At 71.5% G+C, this 20,913-nt stretch carries 18 protein-coding genes; 11 read left to right on the top strand and 7 right to left on the bottom strand.

All coding sequences use genetic code 11. The features are described from left to right. Window positions 1–40 precede the first annotated feature (40 nt). The 8 genes from Q7A36_RS18280 to Q7A36_RS18245 all read left to right on the top strand — a co-directional run bounded on the left by Q7A36_RS18280 (window position 41) and on the right by Q7A36_RS18245 (window position 7,410). Window positions 41–1,075 (top strand): trypsin-like peptidase domain-containing protein, encoded by a 1,035-nt coding sequence (locus Q7A36_RS18280; RefSeq protein WP_305105172.1) that lies wholly within the window; start codon window positions 41–43, stop codon window positions 1,073–1,075. Window positions 1,076–1,322: 247 nt separating this feature from the next. After that, window positions 1,323–2,003, top strand: coding sequence for a winged helix-turn-helix domain-containing protein (locus Q7A36_RS18275; RefSeq protein ID WP_305105171.1), 681 nt, complete (start codon window positions 1,323–1,325; stop codon window positions 2,001–2,003). A gap of 16 nt (window positions 2,004–2,019) precedes the next feature. Continuing rightward, on the top strand, window positions 2,020–3,474 hold the full coding sequence (locus Q7A36_RS18270) for a sensor histidine kinase (protein WP_305105170.1): 1,455 nt from the start codon (window positions 2,020–2,022) through the stop codon (window positions 3,472–3,474). Window positions 3,475–3,484: 10 nt separating this feature from the next. Next, window positions 3,485–3,796: a hypothetical protein gene (locus Q7A36_RS18265; RefSeq protein ID WP_305105169.1), complete on the top strand. Its 312-nt coding sequence runs from the start codon at window positions 3,485–3,487 to the stop codon at window positions 3,794–3,796. Window positions 3,797–3,876: 80 nt separating this feature from the next. Next, window positions 3,877–4,668, top strand: a complete 792-nt coding sequence (locus Q7A36_RS18260; protein WP_305105168.1) for an enoyl-CoA hydratase/isomerase family protein — start codon at window positions 3,877–3,879, stop codon at window positions 4,666–4,668. 2 nt (window positions 4,669–4,670) lie between these two features. Further along, window positions 4,671–5,561 (top strand): amidohydrolase family protein, encoded by an 891-nt coding sequence (locus tag Q7A36_RS18255; RefSeq protein WP_305105167.1) that lies wholly within the window; start codon window positions 4,671–4,673, stop codon window positions 5,559–5,561. A gap of 15 nt (window positions 5,562–5,576) precedes the next feature. Beyond that, entirely contained in the window at window positions 5,577–6,365 is a 789-nt protein-coding gene (locus tag Q7A36_RS18250; protein ID WP_305105166.1) for a class II aldolase/adducin family protein, read from the top strand. Window positions 6,366–6,387: 22 nt separating this feature from the next. Further along, window positions 6,388–7,410, top strand: coding sequence for a D-2-hydroxyacid dehydrogenase (locus Q7A36_RS18245; RefSeq protein ID WP_305105165.1), 1,023 nt, complete (start codon window positions 6,388–6,390; stop codon window positions 7,408–7,410). A gap of 62 nt (window positions 7,411–7,472) precedes the next feature. Here the strand turns inward: Q7A36_RS18245 and Q7A36_RS18240 are convergent, their stop codons facing one another. The 3 genes from Q7A36_RS18240 to Q7A36_RS18230 all read right to left on the bottom strand — a co-directional run bounded on the left by Q7A36_RS18240 (window position 7,473) and on the right by Q7A36_RS18230 (window position 12,002). Continuing rightward, on the bottom strand, window positions 7,473–9,443 hold the full coding sequence (locus Q7A36_RS18240; RefSeq protein WP_305105164.1) for a DUF4139 domain-containing protein: 1,971 nt from the start codon (window positions 9,441–9,443) through the stop codon (window positions 7,473–7,475). A 125-nt stretch (window positions 9,444–9,568) separates the two neighbouring features. Next, window positions 9,569–10,789: an IS256 family transposase gene (locus tag Q7A36_RS18235; RefSeq protein WP_305105163.1), complete on the bottom strand. Its 1,221-nt coding sequence runs from the start codon at window positions 10,787–10,789 to the stop codon at window positions 9,569–9,571. Window positions 10,790–10,853: 64 nt separating this feature from the next. After that, window positions 10,854–12,002, bottom strand: a complete 1,149-nt coding sequence (locus Q7A36_RS18230; protein WP_305105162.1) for a YbfB/YjiJ family MFS transporter — start codon at window positions 12,000–12,002, stop codon at window positions 10,854–10,856. Window positions 12,003–12,101: 99 nt separating this feature from the next. On the opposite strand from Q7A36_RS18230, the gene Q7A36_RS18225 reads away from it, so the two are divergent. Together Q7A36_RS18225 and Q7A36_RS18220 are read left to right on the top strand one after the other, a co-directional pair. Continuing rightward, the gene (locus Q7A36_RS18225) at window positions 12,102–13,259 is read left to right on the top strand and encodes a sensor histidine kinase (protein WP_305105161.1); all 1,158 of its coding nucleotides are present in this window, start codon (window positions 12,102–12,104) and stop codon (window positions 13,257–13,259) included. 89 nt (window positions 13,260–13,348) lie between these two features. Then, complete coding sequence (locus Q7A36_RS18220; protein WP_305105160.1) at window positions 13,349–13,813, top strand: response regulator; 465 nt, start codon at window positions 13,349–13,351, stop codon at window positions 13,811–13,813. Here Q7A36_RS18220 and fdxA read toward each other — a convergent pair whose 3' ends face one another. The 3 genes from fdxA to Q7A36_RS18205 form a co-directional block, all read right to left on the bottom strand. Beyond that, window positions 13,814–14,146: a ferredoxin FdxA gene (gene fdxA / locus Q7A36_RS18215; protein ID WP_305105159.1), complete on the bottom strand. Its 333-nt coding sequence runs from the start codon at window positions 14,144–14,146 to the stop codon at window positions 13,814–13,816. 118 nt (window positions 14,147–14,264) lie between these two features. Then, a complete protein-coding gene (locus Q7A36_RS18210; protein ID WP_305105158.1) occupies window positions 14,265–14,582 on the bottom strand; it encodes an RNA-binding S4 domain-containing protein in 318 nt (105 codons plus the stop codon). A gap of 15 nt (window positions 14,583–14,597) precedes the next feature. Continuing rightward, window positions 14,598–17,750 (bottom strand): helicase-related protein, encoded by a 3,153-nt coding sequence (locus Q7A36_RS18205; protein WP_305105157.1) that lies wholly within the window; start codon window positions 17,748–17,750, stop codon window positions 14,598–14,600. A 131-nt stretch (window positions 17,751–17,881) separates the two neighbouring features. Here Q7A36_RS18205 and Q7A36_RS18200 point away from each other — a divergent pair, with 131 nt between their 5' ends. Continuing rightward, complete coding sequence (locus Q7A36_RS18200; RefSeq protein WP_305105156.1) at window positions 17,882–19,036, top strand: MFS transporter; 1,155 nt, start codon at window positions 17,882–17,884, stop codon at window positions 19,034–19,036. A gap of 3 nt (window positions 19,037–19,039) precedes the next feature. Here the strand turns inward: Q7A36_RS18200 and Q7A36_RS18195 are convergent, their stop codons facing one another. After that, window positions 19,040–20,179, bottom strand: a complete 1,140-nt coding sequence (locus tag Q7A36_RS18195; protein WP_305105155.1) for a hypothetical protein — start codon at window positions 20,177–20,179, stop codon at window positions 19,040–19,042. Between the last annotated feature and the right edge of the window lie 734 nt (window positions 20,180–20,913).

Below are 20,913 nucleotides of genomic sequence, written 5' to 3'. Positions count from 1 at the left end.
CCCGTTGCCGCGCCGCCGGCTCGGCCTGGCCGCCACGGCCTTGGCCCTGCTGCTCCCGTTCGCCGCCTGCACGCCAGGCCCGGCGCTCGCCCAGCGCGGCCTGCTGCCCGACTTTGCCGACCTTGCGGAGCGGGTGCAGCCCGCCGTGGTCAACATCGCCGTCACGTCGGAGCAGCGCGCGGTGGAGATCCCGCCCGAGCTGCGCGGCACCCCCTTCGAGCGCTATTTCCGCGACCGGCTGCGCAATCGCCGGCAGGAGGTGGTGGGCGCCGGCAGCGGCTTCGTCATCGACCCCTCCGGCTACATCGTCACCAACAACCATGTCGTCGGGAGCGCGAGCCGCGTCGTCGTCTCCCTGCAGGATGGCTCGGAACTGCCGGCGCGGGTGGTCGGCACGGACGAGCTCACCGATCTCGCCCTGCTGAAGGTGGAGCCGCGCGCGCCGCTGACCGCCGTCGCCTGGGGCTCCTCCGCCGCCGCCCGGGTCGGCTCCTGGGTGCTGGCGGCGGGCAATCCCTTCGGCCTCGGCGGCACGGTGACGGCCGGCATCATCTCGGCCCGCGGGCGGGAGATCGGCGCCGGCCCCTTCGACGACTTCATCCAGACCGACGCCGCCATCAACCCCGGCAATTCCGGCGGGCCGCTGTTCAACGCGGCGGGCGAGGTCATCGGCATCAACACCGCCATCTACTCGCCCTCCGGCGCCTCGGCCGGCATCGGCTTCGCAACCCCCTCCGACCTTGCCCGGCCGGTGATCGAGCAGCTCCGCCGCGACGGGCGGGTGGAGCGCGGCTGGCTCGGCGTCTCGGTCCAGGACGTGGTGCCGGAGGATGGCCGCACCGGCCGCCGCGGCGTCCTGATCGCCGGGGTCGAGCGGAACAGCCCGGCCGGCCGCGCCGGCCTGCGCCAGGGCGACATCGTGCTGGCGATCAACGGCGACCGCGTCGAGACCTCCCGCGCCCTGGTCCGCACGGTCGCGGCGGTGGCGCCGGGCCAGACCCTGCGCCTGACCGTGCTAAGGGAGGGGCGGGAGCGCGACCTGCCGGTGCAGGTCGGCCGGCGCCCCGGCGCCTGATACCGGCCTGCAGAAGTTGTGACTTCTGCAGGCCGGTATCGCGCGCAGGGTTGGTGTGGCGGCTGCGCGCCAATCATAAAGCCATACCGGTCAGCATTTATGCTGGCCGGTATGAGGTTGCGCGCCGCGAAAGGCATGTGGTGTGGAATCAATGCGGCCGGCAAGCTGCGGTAAGCCGGTTCGGGGTCAGGAATGACGGCACCGGCCCTGGCGCTCTGGGCCCTGGCCGGGCGAGGACGGGAAGGCGATGCGGATACTGCTGGTCGAGGACGATGCGGAGGTCGCGCGCTTCGTGCGAAAGGGCCTCCAGGAGGCCGGCCACACGGTGGAGCACGCGACCAATGGCCGGGACGGGCTGTTCCTCGCGGCCTCCGAGCAATTCGACATGCTGGTCCTCGACCGCATGCTGCCGGGCGGCGTGGACGGGGTGCGGCTGGTCGAGACGCTGCGCAGCCAGGGCAACCGCACGCCGGTGCTGTTCCTCTCGGCGCTGAGCGCGGTGGACGAGCGGGTGAAGGGCCTCAAGGCCGGCGGCGACGACTATCTCACGAAACCCTTCGCCTTCGCCGAGCTGCTGGCGCGGGTCGAGGCGCTGGGCCGCCGCCCCTCGGTGGACGCGCCGGCGACCAAGCTGCGCGTCGCCGATCTCGAGCTCGACCTGCTCTCGCGCACGGTGACGCGCGCGGGCAAGCGCATCGACGTCCAGCCACGTGAGTTCCGGCTGCTCGAGCACCTGATGCGCCATGCCGGCCAGGTGGTGACGCGCACCATGCTGCTCGAGAAGGTCTGGGACTACCATTTCGATCCGCAGACCAACGTCATCGACGTCCATGTCTCCCGCCTGCGGCAGAAGCTCGACAAGGGCTTCGACAAGCCGCTGATCCACACGGTGCGCAACGCCGGATACATGATCCGGGCGGAGCCGTGAGGCCCGCCCCGCCGCGGTGAGCCGCCGGAGCCTCCTGCCGCCCGCGATCGCGGCCCGGCGCCGGGCCGCGCCGCCGGGGCCGCCCAGCCTCGCGCTCGGCCCGCCGCGCCTGCTGCGGAGCGCGGGCTTGCGCTTCGCCGTGCTCTTCGCCGCCATGTTCGCCTGCGCCGCCGTCGCGCTGGTGGCGGTGCTGTGGTGGGCGACCGCCGGCGCGGTGGACCGGCAGACCGACGCCGCCATCCGCGCCGACGCCGTCGCGCTGACCGAACGCTGGCGGGAGGCCGGGACGACCGGGCTGATCGAGGCGATCGAGGACCGGCTCGCCACCGATGTCGAGAACGAGTCGATCTACCTGCTGACGAATGCGGAGGGGACGCGGCGGGTTGCCGGCAACCTCGATGCCTGGCCGCGCGGCTGGCCCGAGGCGAGCCCCTGGTTCCGCACCCGCGTGCTGCATGACAGCCTCCTGGTCGAGGCACGGCTGCACCGGCTGGAACTGCCCGGGCTGCGCCTGCTGGTCGGGCGCGACGAGACGGAGCGCACGCAGCTTCGCCGCCTGCTGACCGAGGGCGTGGTCTGGGCCTCCGGCGCCGTGGTGCTCTTCGCCATGGTGGGCGCCTGGCTGATCCGCCACGCGCTGCAGGCCCGCATGCGCCCGGCCTTCGTGACGACCGCGGCGATCGCCGGCGGCGACCTCTCCTCCCGCGTCCCGCTCTCCGGCCGCGGCGACGAGTTCGACCGGCTGGCGCAGACCATGAACATCATGCTCGACCGCATCGGCACATTGATGGAGGGCGTGCGCGGCGTCTCCGACGCCATCGCGCATGACCTGCGCACGCCGATCGCGCGGGCGCGCGCCAAGCTCGAGGATGCGCTCGAGACCTCGGCGAGCGGCGAATCGCTGCGCGCCGCGGTGGAGCAGGGGATCGCCGACCTCGACGCCATCAGCCGCATCTTCCAGGCCCTGCTGCGCATCGCCGAGGCCGAGGCCGGCGCCCGCCGGGCGGCCTTCGCGCCGCTCGACCTGGTGCATGTCCTGTCGGATGCGGCGGAGATCTACGAGGCCGCCGCCGAGGCGCGCTGCCAGTCGCTGACCACCAACCTGCCGCAGCGCCTCGACCTGGTCGGCGACCGCGACCTGCTGCTGCAGGCGGTCGCCAACCTGCTGGACAACGCCATCAAGTTCACCCCGCCGGGCGGCCGGGTGCACCTCTCGGCCGCAGCGACGCCGCGGGGCATCGAGGTGGCGGTGGCGGATGACGGCCCGGGCCTCTCGCCGGAGGACCGCGGTCATGCGGGGGAGCGCTTCTTCCGCGCCGACCGGGCGCGGGCGACGCCGGGCTCCGGCCTCGGCCTCTCCCTCGTCCGGGCGGTGGCGCATCTGCATGCCGGCGAGATCGAGCTGGAGGATGCGGTGCCGGGCCGGGATCCGCCGGGCCTCCGCGTGGTGATCCGGCTGCAGGGGGCATGACTGAAGCGTCATGTTCCGCCCACTGCGCCTTGAGCCGCCCCGTACCAGTGTCCGCCGCACGATGCTGGCCGTGCTGACGCCCCCTACGGTTCTCCTGCTTCTGGTGGTCACCGCCGGGGCGGAGCCGAATGCGCGCGTCACCACCGACACACCGGAATATTGCAACAGCCTGGTGACGCGCCTCGCCTCCCTGCCCGCGGCGCGGCAGGAACCCTCCCGCAGCCTGGCGGCGGAGGGCGAGAGGCTCTGCGGCACCGGCCATGTCCGCACCGGCATCGCCAAGCTGCGGCGCGCCGTGCGGGCGGCCCAGGCCAGTCCCTGACATCCAGGCCCCGGCCCCGGCGGGTTGAGGCCGCGGCACGGCGCGCGTAGGCTTTCCCCAAGCATGTCGGGGGAAGCGCCGTGAGCGAGCTGCTGTTCGAGACCGCGGGTGGCATCGCCACCATCACCCTGAACCGTCCGGACAGCGGCAACGCCTTCACCACGGAGATGCTGGCGGCCTGGGAGCAGGCCCTGCGCGAATGCATCCGCGACGACGCCATCCGCGCCGTGGTGCTGACCGGCGCGGGGCGCATCTTCTGCTCGGGCGGCGACGTGAAGCGCATGGCGCGGAATGCCGCCTCCGGGCAGTCCGCCTGGGAGCGCGGGCAGTACCTGATCGACCACGTCCACCGCATCCCGCTGACGCTGCAGGAGCTGGACAAGCCCTACATCGTCGCGGTGAACGGCGCGGCGACCGGCGCGGGCATGGACATGGCGCTGATGGGCGACCTGCGCTTCGCCGCGCAATCCGCGCGCTTCGCCGAGAGCTACATCAAGGTGGGCTTCGTCGCCGGCGATGGCGGCGCCTGGATGCTGCCGCGGCTGGTCGGCACGCCGAAGGCGCTGGAGATGCTGTGGCTGGGCGACTTCGTCGGCGCGGAGGAGGCCGAGCGGATCGGCCTGGTGAACAAGGTCGTCGCCGACGACCAGCTCATGGCGCATACGATGTCGGTCGCGGAGCGGCTGGCGAATGGTCCGACGGTCGCCATCCGGCTGATGAAGCGCATGGTGCGCCAGGGCGCGACCAGCAGCTTCGCCGATGCGCTGACCTTTGCCGCGAGCGCGACCGGGGTGGTCGCCGGCACGGAGGACTACCGGGAAGCGACGGCGGCCTTCGCCGAGAAGCGCAAGCCCGTCTTCAAGGGGCGCTGAGAGTGACGCGGCCCTGCCTCCCCTGCCTGCCGCCTGATCGCCCACCTTCCTTCACCGTGCCGCCCGGCGCCTGCGACAGCCATGTCCACGTCTTCGGCCCCTATGACCGCTTCCCGCTGGCCGAGGATCGCAGCTACACGCCGGCGGAGGCGCCGGTCGAGGCCTTCCTAGCGCATCTCGCGGCGCTCGGCTTCGAGCGCGGCGTGATCGTGACCGCGAGCGCCCAGGGCACCGACAATGCCGCCATGCTGGATGCGCTGCGCCGGCATCCCGCGCGCTTCCGTGGCGTCGCGGTGCTGCCGCCGGAGACGACCGACCGCACGCTGGACGAGATGACGGAAGCCGGCGTGCGGGCGCTGCGGCTGAACCTGCTGCGCGGCGCCGCGGGCGAGCGGACCTACCGCAACGGCGTCGGGATGGAAAGCCTGCGCGCCCTCGGGCCCCGCATCCGGGAGCGCGGCTGGCACCTGCAGGTCTGGATCCATGCCCGCGACCTCGCCGAGGCACTGCCCGAGCTAGAACCCTTCGGCATGGACCTCGTCGTGGATCACATGGGCCGCATCGACACGCGGCAGGACGGGCTGGACCATCCCGGCTTCCGCCTGCTGTGTGACCTGCTGCGCGACGGCCGGGCCTGGACCAAGATCTCCGGCGCCGACCGGATCACGCATGGCGAGGCGCCCTGGTCCGCGGCCGATCCCTTCGCCCGCGCCCTGCTGGCGGCGAATGCCGCGCGGTGCGTCTGGGGCACGGACTGGCCGCACATCGCCTATTTCGACCGGCCGATGTCGGAGGATGCGGCGCTGGCCGACAAGCTCGGGGAATGGTGCCCGTATGCCGCGACGCTCCAGGCGGTGCTCGTGGACAACCCCGCCCGGCTCTACGGATTCTGAGAGGGAGACCTGAGAATGCTCGACGGAACCACCTGGCGCGTGCCCTCCATGCGGCACAAGGTCAGCGCGGAGGAATGGCAGGCGCGCGTCGACCTCGCGGCCTGCTACCGCCTGGTCGACCTCTATCAGATGAGCGACCTGATCGCGAACCACGTCTCGGTCCGGGTGCCGGGGGAGGACGCCTTCCTCATCAACGCCTATGGCATGCTCTATGAGGAGATCACCGCCTCCTCCCTCATGAAGATCGACTACGATGGCAATGTCATCCTCGCCCCCGAATTCCCGGGCGAGACCCAGTATGGCGTGAACCGCGCGGGCTTCGTCATCCACTCCGCCATCCACCGCGCCAAGCCCGACATCCATTGCGTCGCGCATACCCATACCTGGGCGGGCATGGCGGTCTCCACGCTGGAATGCGGCCTGCTGCCGAACACCCAGACCAGCATGCGCTTCGCCCATGTCAGCTACCACGATTTCTCGGGTGTGGTGCTGGACCTTTCCGAGCAGGAACGCCTCGTCCGCGACCTCGGCGACAACAACGCCATGATCCTGCGCAACCACGGCCTGCTGACGGTGGGGCGCACCATCCCGGAGGCCTTCAACGCCCTGCACCGGCTGGAACTGTCCTGCAAGACGCAGATCGCGGCCATGTCCTGCAACAGCCCGATGATCACGGTGCCGCAGGAGGTCGTGGAGAAGACCTACATGAACTACCAGCCGCATGTCCGCCGGCCCTTCGGCGTGCTCGACTGGCCGGCGCTGCTGCGCAAGCTCGACCGGATCGACCCGAGCTACCGGGACTGACCAGCCTGTCGGTGGAGGAGGCATGCCCGGAAGCTTGAACCGGCCGGCGGGCGAGGCCCTGCGGGTGCTGCTGTCCGATGTCGCGGCCGCGCGGCACGGCGCCCGCATCCAGGAGGCCCTGCCCGAGGCCGCGCTCGTCCCCGTTGCGTCGGAGGGCCCGCTGCCCGATCCCGCCGGCGCGGAGGTCGCCTTCGTCACCCGCGACCTCTTCGTCGGCGGCACGCGCCACCGGCTGAACCCGCGCTTTCTCCGCTTCGTCGAGTTCCTGAAGGTGGCGCCCGCGCTGCGCTGGGTGCAGACCTTCTCCGCCGGCACCGACCTGGTCGTGTACCAGGAGATGCTGGCGCGCGGCCTGCTGCTGACCAACAGCGCCGGCGCGAGCGCGCCCGCGGTGGCGCAGACCGCGGTCACCGGCCTGCTCGCGCTCGCCCGCCAATTCCCGCGCATCGTCGAGGCCCAGCGCCGGCATGCCTGGGAACCGCTCTATGACGGGGAGGAGCCCCGCGAGGTCGAGGGCCAGGCGGCGCTGGTCGTCGGGACCGGCCCGATCGGGCAGGAGATCGGCCGCCTCTGCCGCGCCTTCGGCCTGCGCACCACCGGCCTGCGCCGCGATCCCGCGGCCGGCATCCCGCCGGGCTTCGATGCCGTCGCCGGCTTCGCCGCCCTGCCGGACCTGCTGCCGCGGACGGACTGGCTCATCCTCGCCTGCCCGCTGACCGAGACCACGCGCAACCTGATCGATGCCCGCGCCCTCGCCCTCCTGCCGCGCGGGCGGCACCTGGTCAACGTCTCCCGCGGCGGCGTGGTGGAGGAGGAGGCCTTGCTGGAGGCGCTGCGGAGCGGCCACCTCGCCGGCGCCTTCCTCGACGTCTTCACGCAGGAGCCATTGCCGGCCGGGAGCCCCTTCTGGGACCTGCCGAAGGTCATCGTCTCGCCGCACAGCGCCGCCGCCTCGGACGGATTGCCGGAGCGCGTGGCGGCGATCTTCTGCGACAACCTCCGCCGCTGGGCGAAGGGCGAGGCGCTGCGCAACCTCGCGCGGTAGCCGGCCTGTTGTTGCCGAGCGGAGGCACGCCTCCGAGCGTTTCCACTCCGCGGCGATCTGCTCTACCCCGCCCGCGACATCACCGCCTGCACCTGGCGCTGCCAGGCCTCCCAGGCCGCATCCGCCGCGGCGCCGCTGCGCTCGGCGGCGAGGCTCGCCTCGGTCAGCCGGCGCCGCGCCTCCTCCTTCGCCGCGCCGCTGCGGTCCTCCACCGCGGCGCGGGCCCGCTCCAGCGCCGCCGCGGCCAGGGCATGCGCCCGGATCGCCGTGCGGGCCGCGTCCAGCAGCCGCCGCGCCTCGCCGAGCGACTCCACCACCTCGGCCAGCGCGGCCCGCCCCGGCGCCTCGGCCGGCAGCCGCTCCAGCACGCTGCGCAGCGCCTCCAGCGTGCCGGGGCCGCCGGGCAGGCGGCGAAGCTGCGCGTCCAGGTCGATGTCGCGCCAGCGCAGCAGCCGCGGATCCCCGAGGCCGGCATCCCAGAGCGGCACCTCCCGCTCCATCGCGCGCTCCCAGGCGAAGCGCAGCGTGGCGGCGGCACCGTCCAGCATCGCCTCGGTCCGCAGGCCGAAATCCCCCTGCGCCACCACGGGGAAGAGCGGCGTCCAGCCCTCCCGCCGCGGCAGGTCCACCGCCAGCCGGCCGCGCGCGCCGCGGGGATCGATCGCCAGCGCCGTCTCCGCCCGCCTTGCCAGGGCAATGACGACCGTCCCGCGGCGCAGCGTGATGCCGGTCGGCCGCTCGCCGTCCTGGTTCGCGGTGGTGACCTGCACCTCCCGGTCCCTGGCATAGGCCAGGATGCGCTGCTCCCCCGGCGGCATGGCGCGCAGTTCCGCGTCGCCGAGCCAGGCGCCGCCCGCGGCATAGACCGCGGCCAGGCCGTCCGGCAGCACACGGTCCGTGGCATTCGCCAGCCGCACCGCGTTCAGCGGATGCCGCGCCGAGAGGTCCTGCACCCACCATAGCGGCTCGGCCGGCAGCGCGGCATCGAGGAAGGGCAGGTTCGCCGTCTCCCCGCCACGGATGCTGACCGGCCTGGGCAGGGTGAAGGCGACGCGGCCGGCGGCGGAGTCGGCCGCGGCCTCGGGCAGCGCCGCCAGCGGCGGGGGCGGGGCGCCGGCTTCCTTGGCCCGGGCCGCAGTGGCCAGCATGGCCGCGGCCGGCGCCGGCACCGGGCGCGGGCCGGTATCGGCCTCCACCGTCACCCGCTCCGCCGCCCGCACCGGCACCTCCGGCCGCGCCACCCGGACCGGCGCATAGAGCGCCTGCGCGAAGGCCGCCGGATTGCCGGAGACGAGGGAGAGCCGCACGCCCTCCCAATCCGCGCCGGAGCGGTTCTCGACGACGGCCCATCCCTGCAGCCGCGCCTGGCCGGCCGCATCGGGCAGCACCAGCCGCCAGGAGGGCTTCCAGAGCGGCGCCGCCGCGACATAGGTCAGCCCGACCTCGCGCGCCGCGGTCGCGCCGGAGAGGCGGATCGTCACCTCCCGCGTATCGGCGCTGCGGCTGGCCGCCATCGCCTCCGCCGCACGGGCGATCAGGCCGGCGAGCGCCGCATCCGCCAGCGCCACCTCCTCCCCCTCGCGCAGCAGCAGCAGGCGGAGGCCGCCCGGCGTCAGCAAGGTCAGCCGCAGCCCGGCCTCGGTGTCCTCGGCATCCATCAGCCGGCCCTCTGCGCCGCCGGCCTTCACCGCCTGGCCGCGCAGCGCGCGCATCAGGCTCGCGCGGCTCTCGAAATCGCCGGGGCGCAGCGGCAGGCCATGGAAGGCCTCGGCCTCCAGGTCCTGCGCGGCGAGGCGCACCTCCTCCACCCGCCCGGCCGGGTCGCGCAGCAGCAGCGACTTCAGCAGGTCGTCGACGGAGTCGAGCGGCACGCGGAGCGTGATGGCGGCGTCCGGTGCCAGCGCGCCCGCGTGCTCGACCTGCATCAGCCCGGCATTGGAGAGGGTGACGCTCCGCACCGGCAGGTCCGCCGCGGCGGCGGGCAGGGCCGCAGCGGGCAGGGCGAGGGTGGTGGCGAGCAGGAGGGCGCGCATGCGAGTCGTCCGGGTTGTGCCGGGAGAGGTTCCTAGCACGGGATCGCCGGCACCGGCTTCGGGCGGCATGGGCGCGGCGCCGGGCCGCGCGGGACTATCCGGAATTTCGTGTGGGACCGCGGTGATCAGGCGGTGGTGAAGCGGTCCTCGAAGAGGATGGCGAACTGCGCCTTGGCAGCGGTCCACTCCCTTGCGGGCATCTTCCACTCCTTCATGGTTCTGTTCAAGACGAGGAAGAGCAGCTTGAGGGCGGCCTCGTCGGTTGGGAAGTGGCCGCGCGCCCTGACAGCACGTCGCAGCTTGGCGTTCAAAGCCTCTATGGCGTTCGTGGTGTAGATGATCCGACGCACCTCGGAGGGGAAGGCATAGAATGGGATCACCTCCGCCCAGTGCCGTCGCCAGGTCTGGGCGATGACGGGGTATTTGCGCCCCCAGGGCCCTTCGTCGAAGGCGTCCAGCGCTGCCTGGCCGGCGTCCGCATTGCGAGCACGGTAGATCTCCTTCAGCGCGGCCGCGACCAGCTTGCGGTCCTTGTAGGAGACGTAGTCCAGCGACGTGCGAATGAGATGGACGACACAGGCCTGAACCTGGGTCTTGGGGAACACGGCGCTGATGGCCTCAGGGAACCCCTTCAGCCCATCGACGACGGCGATCAGGATGTCCTGCACGCCGCGGTCCTTGAGCTCGTTCATCACCCGGAGCCAGAACTTGGCGCCTTCGGTCTGCTCGATCCACAAGCCCAGCACCTCCTTGGTGCCGTCGGCGCGGACGCCAAGGGCGACGTAGACGGCCTTGTTGCGGACCGTGCCCTCGTCGCGGACCTTGACCCGGATCGCGTCGAGGAAGACCAGCGGGTAGAGCGCCTCGAGCGGGCGGTTCTGCCATTCCGTCACCTCGTCCAGGACGGCATCCGTGATGGCGCTGACCAGGTCGGGCGAGACCTCAAGGCCATAGATCTCGCGCAGATGCCCCTGGATCTCGCGGGTGCTCATCCCACGGGCGTACATCGACACGATCTTGTCGTCGAAGCCGGGGAAGCGGCGCTGGTATTTGGCGATGAGCTGCGGATCGAAGGTCGCCAGCCGGTCGCGGGGGATCTGCAGCTCCAGCTTGCCGGTGCCGGTCAGCACCGTCTTGGCCCCATAGCCGTTCCGCCCATTGGACCGCCCGTCCGGCTCGCCGGTCTCGAGGTGATGGTCCAACTCGGCGTTCAGCACCCGTTCGGCCAGCGCCTTCTTGAGCCCGTCCAGCAGACCACCGTCGGCCAGGGCCGCCCGGGGGTCGGATCCGCCCAGCAGTTGGTCCACCAGTTCATCCGGGATCGCGGGCTGTTTGCGTCGAGGCATACGATGGCTCCTTCAGCAGCATCGTACGGTCCCCAACACGAAATTTCCGATAGTCCCGGCCGCGCTACTGCACCGCTGCCAGCCGCACCGGCGGCTGTCGCGCCAGTGCCACCGCCGCACCGAAGGCGGCGAGGGAGAAGAGCAGCCCCGCGCCGAAGACCGCCGCATGGCTCTCGCCACTCGCGGCGAAGAGCGCGGCCAGCGCGAAGCCCACCACCGTCTGCACCACGGCGAAGCTCGCCGTGCACTGCACCCAGAGGCCGGTCGCGCGCGGCCCGGCCATCTCGCGCGAGACGCCGAGGGTCACCGTCGTCACGCCGACCGCGGCGAAGCCCGCCGTCGCCGCCGCCGGCACGACGAGGAGCGGCCCGGGCACCAGGGCGAGCGCGAGGGCCACCACCTGGATCAGCAGCCAGAGCCGGAGCGTTGGCCGGCCGCCGAGTCGGTCCACCACCCGTCCGCTCAGCACCCCGCCGGCGACGCCGGCGAGGCCGAAGACCAGCCAGAGTAGCGCGCCGATCCCGACGCCGAGGCCGCGCCCCCGCGCCGCGAGGTCGGCGAGATAGACCATTGGCGGCACCATCCCCGCCCCGTGCAGCCCGTAGAGCAGCAGCAGCAGCCGCGCCCGCGGCGGCGCCTCCGCCGCCACGCCGGTCATCGCCATGTCCGGCCAGCGCGGATGCGCGAAGGCCCAGAGCAGCAGCACGAGGCCGGCGAGGCCGAGCCAGGTCGCCGCCAGCCCGCCCGCCAGCAGGGCCGGCACCGCGACGGCGCCGATCGCGATGCCGGAGCCGACGCCCGAGATCACGATGCCGCCCGCCGCGCCGCGCCGCGCCGGCGGCACCGAGGCCTGGGTCGCCGGTCCGGCCAGCGCCATCAGGAAGCCGCCGGCGATGCCCGCCATCGTCCGCCAGACCAGGAACCACCAGAAGCCGCCGTTCCAGGCGCAGGCCGCGAGCGAGAGGACGATCAGCCCCATGCCGGCATCGAGCGTGCCCGGCACGCCGAGCGCCCGGCCCATCCGCCGCCCGAGCAGCGTGCCGATGAGGTAGCCGAGCAGTGCGGCGGCGCCGAGCGTCCCGGCCTCCCCACCATCGACCCAGCCGGCGCCGACCATGGCGGGGAAGAGCGGCACATAGGCGAAGCGGGCGAGGCCATTGCCGGAGGCCGTGGCGGCGGCGCCGGCGAGCGCGCGGAGCAGGAAGGAGGTCACGGGGAGAGCCTAGCCGGCCGCGGCGCCTGCGCCATGGCCGTCGCATGATCGCGCCGTCATGCTGGCGGAACCGCACGCGGTGCGCGGCTTTTCAGCCACATGGCCGATTCAGCCCAGCGCAGCGGGGACAGGTTGCTGGCGCAGCAGACGGCGCTGGCCCGCTTCGGCGAACTGGCGCTGCATTCTGAAGACCTGCAGGAGATCCTGCACGATGCCTGCCGCCTGGTGGCGGAGGGCCTCGAAACCGGCCTGGCCAAGGTGCTGGCGCTGCAGCCGGACGGCCGCACGCTGCTGGTGGTTGCCGGAGTCGGCTGGGAGCCGGGGGTGGTCGGGCATGCCGTGCTGCGCGCCGATCCCGGGACGCTGGAGGCCTGCGCCCTGGCCGATCCGGACCCGCTGGTCTGCGCCGATACCGAAGCCGAGACGCGCTACCGCATCGCTCCCTTCATGGAGGCGCATGGCGTGCGGTCCTTCGTGAATGTTCTCGTCATCGGCGCCGACGGCCGGCCGCCCTGGGGCATGCTCGAGGTGGACAGCCGCGAGCCCCGCGAATTCGACGCCGACGAGACCGCCTTCCTGCAGACCTATGCCAACATGCTGGCGGCCGCCGTGGACCGCTTGCGCAGCGGCGACGAGCTGCGCGCCCGCGCCGCCGATGTCGAGCGGCTGTTCCGCGAGTTGCAGCACCGGGTGAAGAACAACCTGCAGGTCATCGTCGGCCTGATGCAGCTCCAGTCGCGCCGCGCCACCCAGCCCGAGACGCTGGAGGCGCTGCGGGTGGTCAGCCAGCGGGTCGATGCGCTGCGCCTGCTGCACGACAAGCTCTACCTCGCGGGCGATGTCGACCGCGTCGATCTCGGCGCCTATCTCGGCGAGCTGGCCGGGACGCTGCTGCGCTTCCACGCGGCGGAGGAGCGGCAGGTGCGGCTCGTGCTCGAGATGCGGCGGATGATCGCGGCGCCGGAGCAGGCCGCGCCGCTCGGCCTCATCGTCAACGAGTTCATCACCAACAGCCTGAAATACGCCTTCGAGGGGCCGGACGGCACGGTCGGGCTGCGGCTCGAGCCGGCACGCGGCGGGGAGGCGAGGCTCATCCTGTGGGATGATGGCCGCGGCCTGCCGGACCAGCGGGCGGGCGGCACCGGCATGCGGCTGATCGACGGCCTGGCGCGGCAGCTCTCGGCCCGGGTGGACTGGTCGCCCACCGGCCGCGGCACGCGGCTTAGCTTGTTGTTGAAGGGTCCACGCCCGGCCTGACGGCAAGGTGAGACGCTTCCGTAACCAATGATGCTGGATCCTGTCCGGGCAGGTTTTCCCAGACGGCGACAGGCCGACCAGAAGGTTCCATGGAGCAGCAGCACAGGGCAGAACGGCAGGCCGGCGCGCGGCTGGCGCTGGTGGTGGAGGACGAGGCGCTGCTGGCGCTGGAGATGGAGGACGTCCTCCGGTCGGAGGGGTTCGAGGCCCGGCTCGCCTGCACCGAGCTGGCTGCGCTCGCCGAGCATCCCGACACGCTGAGCGTGGCGGTGGTGAACCTGCGGCTGAACGGCCGGTTGCTGGGGCATGAGGTGATCCGCCGCCTGCGCCGGCGGCAGCCCCACCTGCCGGTGGTGGTGGTGACGGGCTATGACAGCGACGCGCCGCAGGCCGATCTCCGCGGCCTCGGCTGGCCGACCGCCCGGCTGCAGAAGCCGATGCAGGGGGACGCGCTGACCGCGGCGCTGCGCAGCGTCATCGCGCAGGCCAGGACCGGCCTGCGGCCCGCCGGCGGGCGCCGGCGGATGGACCGGGAGGCCCGACCGTCGCCCTGATCAGGGCGTCCCTGGTTCCGCGCTGAACAGGTCCTTCTTGCCGGGCTTGTTCTTCCATTCCTCGGCATCGGCCGGCGGCTCGCCCTTGCGGGTGATGTTCGGCCATTGCGTCGAATAGGTGCGGTTCAGTTCCGCCCAGTCCGCGGCGCGGTCGTCGCTGTCCGGCACGATCGCCTCGGCAGGGCATTCCGGCTCGCAGACGCCGCAGTCGATGCACTCGTCCGGATGGATGACCAGCATGTTCTCGCCCACGTAGAAGCAGTCCACCGGACAGACTTCCACGCAGTCCATGTACTTGCACTTGATGCAATTCTCGAGAACGACATAGGTCACGGCAGGCTATTCCCTCGACCCGGCGATGCGGCGTGCCGGACAGATGGACCGCGCCGCCGGCAAAGGCAAGGCATCCGCCGGCCGCAGGCGCCGGGTCAGCCCTGCCCGCGCGGCATGCTCAGGACTCGCGCGTTTCCGGCTGCGATGCCGAGAGGTCCTCGAAGAGCAAGCGCGCCTCGCTGGCCGGGCCGCGCCGGTCGCCGAGCGCCGCCACCTTCCAGATCCGCACCACGCCGCGCTCCGGCGAGCCGAGGGCGAAGGTCAGCACGTCGCCCGGGCGCAGCTTCGCATGCGGCTTGTCGGTGGGCTGGCGGTTGACCCGGAAGCTGCCGCCCTCGACGAGGCGGGCGCAGGCGCCGCGGGTCTTCGCGACCCGCGCGCACCAGAGCCATTTGTCGAGCCGCTGCCAGTCCCGGTCCTCGCCGCCCTCCGCCACGCCGCGCCCCGGTCCTCAGCCCTGCTGCTGCTGCAGCTTGAGCCGCGCCAGCACGGCGAAGGGCGAATCGGGGTCCGGCCCGGCCGGCTCGGCCTGGCGGGCCGGCTGCTCGAAGCGCTCCGGCCGTGGGCCGCGCGGGCCGCGATCCTCGTCGCGCCGGCCGCGCGGGGGACCGCCCGGGCCACGCGGCGGGCCGCCGGGGCCGCGGTCGCGATCCCGGTCGCGCGGTCCCTTGCCGCCGAAGCCGCCGCGGCTGACCTCGAGCTTGCCCGGGCCCTTGCGCAGCTCGGGCGGGATGGGCGGGCCGTAGAAGATCATGGCGGCGCTGGTCGGCGGCGGCAGCGGCACCTCGGGCGCGGGCCGGTGCTCGCGGGCCTCCCGCGGCGGCCGCTGGTCGCGGTCGCGGCGCGGGCCGCGGTCCTGCCAGTCGCGCGGCGGGCGGCCTTCCTGCCCGTTGCGTGGCGGGCGGTTGTCGCGCGGCGGGCGGGCTTCCTGGCCCTCCCGCGGCTGCCACTCGCGCGGTGGCCGGGTCTCCTGGCCCTCGGGCCGGGCGTCCCGGCGCGGCGGGCGGCCGTCCTGACGCGGGCCCTCGCGGCGCGGCGCGCCCTCCGGCCGCGGGCCGCCATGGCGCTCCCCCTGGCCGGGGCGGCCATGCGGGCGGGGGCCGCGCTGATGGTGATGCTGCGGCCGCGGCTGGGCGACGCGCACCGGCGTCGGCGGGCCGTACTCGTTCTCCGCCAGCGGCGGCGGCTCGAGCAGGCGGAAGCCGAGCGCCTGCAGCGCCACGCCGAGCGTATCCGCCTTGACGCCGAGCCGGCTGGCGAGGTCGGGCGGCGGCGGCGCCGGGGCGCGGCGCGTGAGGAAGCCGAGCTCGGCCGCGATCCGCTCCGCGACGTCGAGGCGCAGCAGGACCGGGCCTGCCGGCAGCCAGCCCATGACCTGGGCGAAGCCCGGCGGCCAGCCGACCGGCGGCGGGGGGGTCTCCTCGCCCTCATGCGCCTCGCGGATATGCAGCGCGACCAGGCCGGGCGCGGGCAGGGCGGGCGTGTCGATGTTGCGCGACATGGCCCAGAGCTGGGCGCGCAGCGCCATGGCGCGCGGCTTCAGCGCCTCCGGAACGAAGAGCGCGAAGCGGCCGGCGCGGACGCCGATCGCCTTCAGCTTCTGCCGCAGGTCCTGGCTGATCTCGGCATTGGTATTGCCGGGGACGAGGCCGAGATGCTCGCGGAGCTGGAAGGCCGGGCCGCGCAGCGCCCCCTCCGCCTCCGCCTTGGTCTCGATGGTCGTGAGGATCGCGAGCTCCTTGCCGACCAGCCCCTCGACATATTTGGCGAGGCGGGCGCGCACGCGCTCGCGCTGGGCGCCATCGAGGAACTCGCTCGCCAGCACCTCGACCTGCGGCTTGCCGGGCTGGTCGCCGGGGCGGAGCCGGGCGATCTCCGCCGGCTCGGCGCCCGGGCTGGTCCAGGTGATGCGGTGGTTGGGCGTCAGCGCGAAGGCCTCGTCCTTCGCCGTCTCCACGGCGGCGATGCGGCGCGGCATCTCCTCGCGCAGGGCGCGGCGGGCGGCGCGCAGCACCAGCTTGCGCTCCTCCTCCGTCTCGGCCTCGGCCTGCGGGTGGAAGAGGAAGCCGGCGACCTTGCCGACGGGATGGCCCTCGACCACCACCTCGCCCTGGCGCGTCACCGCGGAGAGCAGCTCCTCCTCGGTATCGTCGAGGCGGCGGATCAGGTGGGCGGCGCGGCGATCGACGAAGCGCGCCGTCAGCCGCTCATGCAGTGCGTCGGAGACGGCGTCCTCGGCCTTGCGCGCCTCCGCCTGGAAGGTCGCGGCGTCGCGGGTCCAGTCGGCGCGGGCGGCGACATAGGACCAGACCCGGATATTGGCGAGCCGCGCCATCAGCGTATCGAGGTCGCCCTCGGTATTGCCGCATTGCGCGATCTGGCCGGCCACCCAGTCGTCCGGCAGCGTGCCGTCCTCGGCCAGGTGCTTGAAGATGCGGCCGCAGAGCCGGACATGGGTGTCGTCCGCGAGCTTGCGGAAGTCCGGCACCTGGCAGGCTTCCCAGAGCAGGCGCACCCGGTTGCGGCCATGCGCCAGGCCGCGCACCTCCTCCTCCCGCGCCAGCATGGACAGCGTGATGAAGTCGTCCGCGTCGTTGCCGCGGGCGAGGCCTGGGAAGGGCGGCGGGGAGGAGAGGCTGTCGAGCAGCGCATCGACGCTGGTGAAGTCGAGCTCGCCGTTCCGCCAGGCGAGCGTCTGCAGCGACTCGAAATTATGGTTCTCGATCTTGTTGACGATCTCGTCCGGCAGGGACGGGCAGTCGCCCGTGGTGCCGAAGGTGCCGTCGCGCATGCCGCGGCCGGCGCGGCCGGCGATCTGCGCGGCCTCCTGCGCCGTCAGCGGCCTCGCCTTGTGGCCGTCGAACTTCTGCAGGGCGGCGAAGGCCACATGGTCCACATCCATGTTGAGGCCCATGCCGATCGCATCGGTCGCCACCAGGAAGTCGACCTCCCGGTTCTGGTAGAGCGCGACCTGGGCGTTGCGGGTGCGGGGCGAGAGGCGGCCCATCACCACGGCGCAGCCGCCGCGGCGACGGCGGATCGCCTCGGCAATGGCATAGACCTCGGCCGCCGAGAAGGCGACGACGGCGCTGCGCGGCGGCAGCTTGGTGAGCTTCGCCGGGCCGGCATGGGTGAGCTGGGAGAGGCGCGGGCGCGTCTCCACCTCGGCCTGCGGCACCAGGCGCTGCAGCAGGGGCCGGATGGTCTCGGCGCCCATGAACATGGTCTCGACCATGCCGCGGGCGTTCAGCAGGCGGTCGGTGAAGACATGGCCGCGGTCGGGGTCGGCGCAGAGCTGGATCTCGTCCACCGCCACGAACTCGACCCGGCGGTCCAGCGGCATGGCCTCTACCGTGCAGGCGAACCACTTGGCGTCGGGCGGGACGATCTTCTCCTCGCCCGTGATCAGGGCGACATGCTTCTCGCCCTTGGCGGCGACCATGCGGTCGTAATTCTCGCGCGCCAGCAGGCGCAACGGAAAGCCGATGATGCCGCTGCTATGGGCGAGCAGGCGGGTGATCGCCAGATGCGTCTTGCCGGTGTTGGTGGGGCCCAACACGGCCTTGACCCGGGCGTCGAACATGGGGGTGTGAGTGTCGGGCATGCGGCGCCATGCATGGGCCGGATGCGCGCGATTTGCAACCGCGCGGACCGGCGGGTAGGGGGCCGGCGATGCCAATCCTGCGAGACCTCTGCGCCAGCGCGCCGGCGCCCTGCGCCTGAGCCGGCTGCCCCATGCCCCTGCCCATCCCGGTCCCCGGCCGCTTCGCCCTGCTCTTCGCTGCGCAGTTCACCGCCGTCGGCGTGCTGATGCCCTTCCTGCCCGCGGTCCTGGCCGGCCATGGGCTGACGGCCCAGCAGATCGCCCTGCTGCTCGCCGCCGGCTCCGCCGTGCGGCTGCTGGCGGCGCCGGCCGTCGGGCGCGGCGCGGACGGCTTCGGCGATGCCCGCACCGTCCTGGTATTGGCCGCGGCCTGCGCTACCTGCACAGTGACGGGCTTCGCCCTGGCGGGAGGCCTCGCCGGCCTGCTGCTGGTCGCCGTGCTGCACGCCATGGTCAGCGCGCCGGTCGTGCCGCTCTCCGACGCGCTCTGCCTCGGCGCGGCGCGGGAGCGGGGCTTCGACTACGGACGGGTGCGCTCGGCCGGCTCGCTCTCCTTCATCCTGGCCGCCGTCGCGGCGGGGCAGGCGGTGGAATGGCTGGGGGCGGCGAGCACCGTCTGGCTCGCCGCCGCCGGCTTCGCCCTGACCGCCCTGGCGGCGCGCGGCCTGCCGCCGCTGCGGGCGGGCGGCGGCGGGCGGGGCGGTTTCCGGGCGCCCTTCGCCTCGCCCGCCTTCCGCCGCATCCTGCCGCTCTCGGCCCTCATCCAGGGCAGCCATGCACTCTATTATGGCTTCGCCACCATCCACTGGCAGGCGGCCGGGCTCTCGCCCGGCGTCATCGGCCTGCTCTGGGCGGAGGGGGTGGTGGCGGAGGTCGCGCTCTTCCTCTGGGGCAGGCCCCTGGTGGAGCGGCTGGGCGCGCCGGGGCTGGCCGGGCTGGCCGCGGCGGCGGGCCTGGTCCGCTGGGGCGTGACGGCGGAGACCGCCTGGCTGCCGGCGCTGGCCGCCGTCCAGCTCCTGCATGCCCTGACCTTCGGGGCGCAGCACCTGGCGGCGATGCGCGTGCTGTCCGGCCTGCCGCCCGCCCAGGCGGCGACGGCGCAGACGCTGCACAGCTCCTTGGGCGTCGGGCTCGCCTCCGGCCTGCTGACCTATGCTTCCGGGCCGCTCTATGCGGCCTGGGGCGGGCAAGGGTTCTGGGCCATGGCCGGGCTCTGTGCCCTGGCGCTGCCGCTGGTTTGGCGGCTTGATGGAGCGGTGCGCACCGTGGATGCGCACCGCAGCTGAACCTCAATTCGTTGCCTTCGGGCAGAAATTTTCGGGTAACGACGACAGAGATCGTGTTTTGTCATCGACTTTGATGGTGTTGGGCAGTTGTGATACCTTGCTCGCCAACTCGGCCGCCGACGCCTTACTGCTAATATTGCAGCCAGTCGCGTTGAGAACGGCTGCGGCAGCTGCTCCCCAAGCTTGTCCCGCCGATTTCTGTTGCGCGTCGTCCAGGGTACTCATTTGCTTCAGGACAGCTTGCAGAGTCTGGCGATCACGGCTCTTGTTGAATGCCTCAACGCGGGCCAGCAACGGACCCCCGTTCGTCAATTGTTGGATTGCCTGTTCCACAGAACTGGCGCCTTCCGCGGCTGCAGTATTGATGCGATCCAACATCGCGCGCTGTGCGTCTTTAACCGACTTGCCTACCACCATCTGTTGTGCCACTACTTTCAGCATTACGACCGGAAGGTCTGGCTCCGCAACAATACTGCTTTCATTTGAGCTGTTTCCAGGGTGTTCCATTGGTGCATCGAGTAAGGTTTTCAGCTCAGCTTGGCTGGCGATGTCTTTTGTAGTATTCTCAAAAATTTTTCTGTTTTTCATGGATCCAATTTGGAGATTGTCGGATCGGATCAACAGCGGCTTGCCAGGAGACTGCTTATCCCAAAAGTCTTGATTCGCTCCGATGACAACCATTCGGTTCTCGATTAGGGGTGTTAGCCAAGCAGAGTTCGCTGGAGGAAGAGCGGGCCCAGAATTTATGTCTTGGACTTTAGAACTAAATGCTGGCGTGAACTGTACCGTAAAGTCGACAATAGGGCGATTTTGTTGATTGTCTACTATTATGCGTGCCGTATTGATGGCAAGTTCCGCAAAGGACCCTGCGACCGGGTTGCCGGCCGCACTGGATAACACGTTTCCCACGCGCTCCACAGTCGCCAGCCCACGACGCGCTTCCTGATTTTTCTCAGCCGTGACATCCATGACGCGGATCCGCACCCTCGGAGGATTGCCTGAATCCCACGCGTCTCTGGCATAAATGAGAAGATTCTCAAGATTGAGGCGGCCGCCGGATCTCACTTCTCTCTGATAAAAGGCGACGACCGACGTCGGTGGTTCGTCGCCAATGGCGAGGTCAATGATGACCGCGACATCCAACGTTGCCTCACAAAGCATACAATACCATGGCGAGTCAAATAATCCACGGCGCGGAGGCCACCCCTTATATGTAATGCCTCGACTTTCCGGTAAACGAACGTGTTGAAGAAAAAGTGACACCGGGCGGTTGTGGTTAATCCAGAACTTGTCGTCGGACGCCACTAAACTCAAAGGGACCAGTTCCGAGATGTTGGCCGGGTAGTTGTTAATGCATGGGCGAGCTTTGCAAGCGGAATCTGGTTTAGGTTCATTCTTGTCGTCCGGATTTCGCACTCCTCGAGTTGTCGCATCAAGAAGAAAATTATAGTCCCAGGTTCCGAAAATCCGATTCTCGGTGAATAATGGTGTTGTGGAGGGCTCATTTTGGCCTGTCCCAACTGCGTTGCTGCAACCGGTCACTGCGAGTGCGATAACACCCGCAATTAGGCTCCGTTTTGGCATCGGTGAAAATCTCTCGGATCGCTTGTCGATGAGATCAGTCTCGCGAAAGCGGGAGTAATGCGCAAGCGGTATGATACGCCAAGTGCGAGGCGAGCATTCACCGTGCTGCCAATACCGCAAGCTTCGAGGCTTTACCGCAAATACTACCCGGAAGTCGATGAGCCTAATTTGGTTAGAATCCAAGCAAGTGCGAAAGCAGTATCCGCATTACTGCAAGATGCAGCGAATAGATTCAAGGCTAGCTTACCTAGCCGTCAAGGCTTCCAGAAACAGTGACCCGAGCCGATCGTCCC

Origin of the sequence: Paracraurococcus lichenis (assembly GCF_030657435.1) — a bacterium.
In the GTDB taxonomy this organism is placed as follows: Bacteria; Pseudomonadota; Alphaproteobacteria; order Acetobacterales; family Acetobacteraceae; genus Paracraurococcus; species Paracraurococcus lichenis.
The sequence above is the reverse complement of the archived record's forward strand: the minus strand, read 5'-3'. Positions and strand labels throughout refer to the sequence as shown.

What these genes read in the sequence shown, in the direction of transcription:
- Q7A36_RS18275 (WP_305105171.1), top strand. Translation starts at nt 1,323, where the DNA reads ATGCGGATACTGCTGGTCGAGGACGATGCGGAGGTCGCGCGCTTCGTG.
- Q7A36_RS18265 (WP_305105169.1), top strand. Translation starts at nt 3,485, where the DNA reads ATGTTCCGCCCACTGCGCCTTGAGCCGCCCCGTACCAGTGTCCGCCGC.
- Q7A36_RS18250 (WP_305105166.1), top strand. Translation starts at nt 5,577, where the DNA reads ATGCTCGACGGAACCACCTGGCGCGTGCCCTCCATGCGGCACAAGGTC.
- Q7A36_RS18245 (WP_305105165.1), top strand. Translation starts at nt 6,388, where the DNA reads ATGCCCGGAAGCTTGAACCGGCCGGCGGGCGAGGCCCTGCGGGTGCTG.
- Q7A36_RS18240 (WP_305105164.1), bottom strand. Translation starts at nt 9,443, where the DNA reads ATGCGCGCCCTCCTGCTCGCCACCACCCTCGCCCTGCCCGCTGCGGCC.
- Q7A36_RS18235 (WP_305105163.1), bottom strand. Translation starts at nt 10,789, where the DNA reads ATGCCTCGACGCAAACAGCCCGCGATCCCGGATGAACTGGTGGACCAA.
- Q7A36_RS18225 (WP_305105161.1), top strand. Translation starts at nt 12,102, where the DNA reads ATGGCCGATTCAGCCCAGCGCAGCGGGGACAGGTTGCTGGCGCAGCAG.
- Q7A36_RS18220 (WP_305105160.1), top strand. Translation starts at nt 13,349, where the DNA reads ATGGAGCAGCAGCACAGGGCAGAACGGCAGGCCGGCGCGCGGCTGGCG.
- Q7A36_RS18205 (WP_305105157.1), bottom strand. Translation starts at nt 17,750, where the DNA reads ATGCCCGACACTCACACCCCCATGTTCGACGCCCGGGTCAAGGCCGTG.
- Q7A36_RS18200 (WP_305105156.1), top strand. Translation starts at nt 17,882, where the DNA reads ATGCCCCTGCCCATCCCGGTCCCCGGCCGCTTCGCCCTGCTCTTCGCT.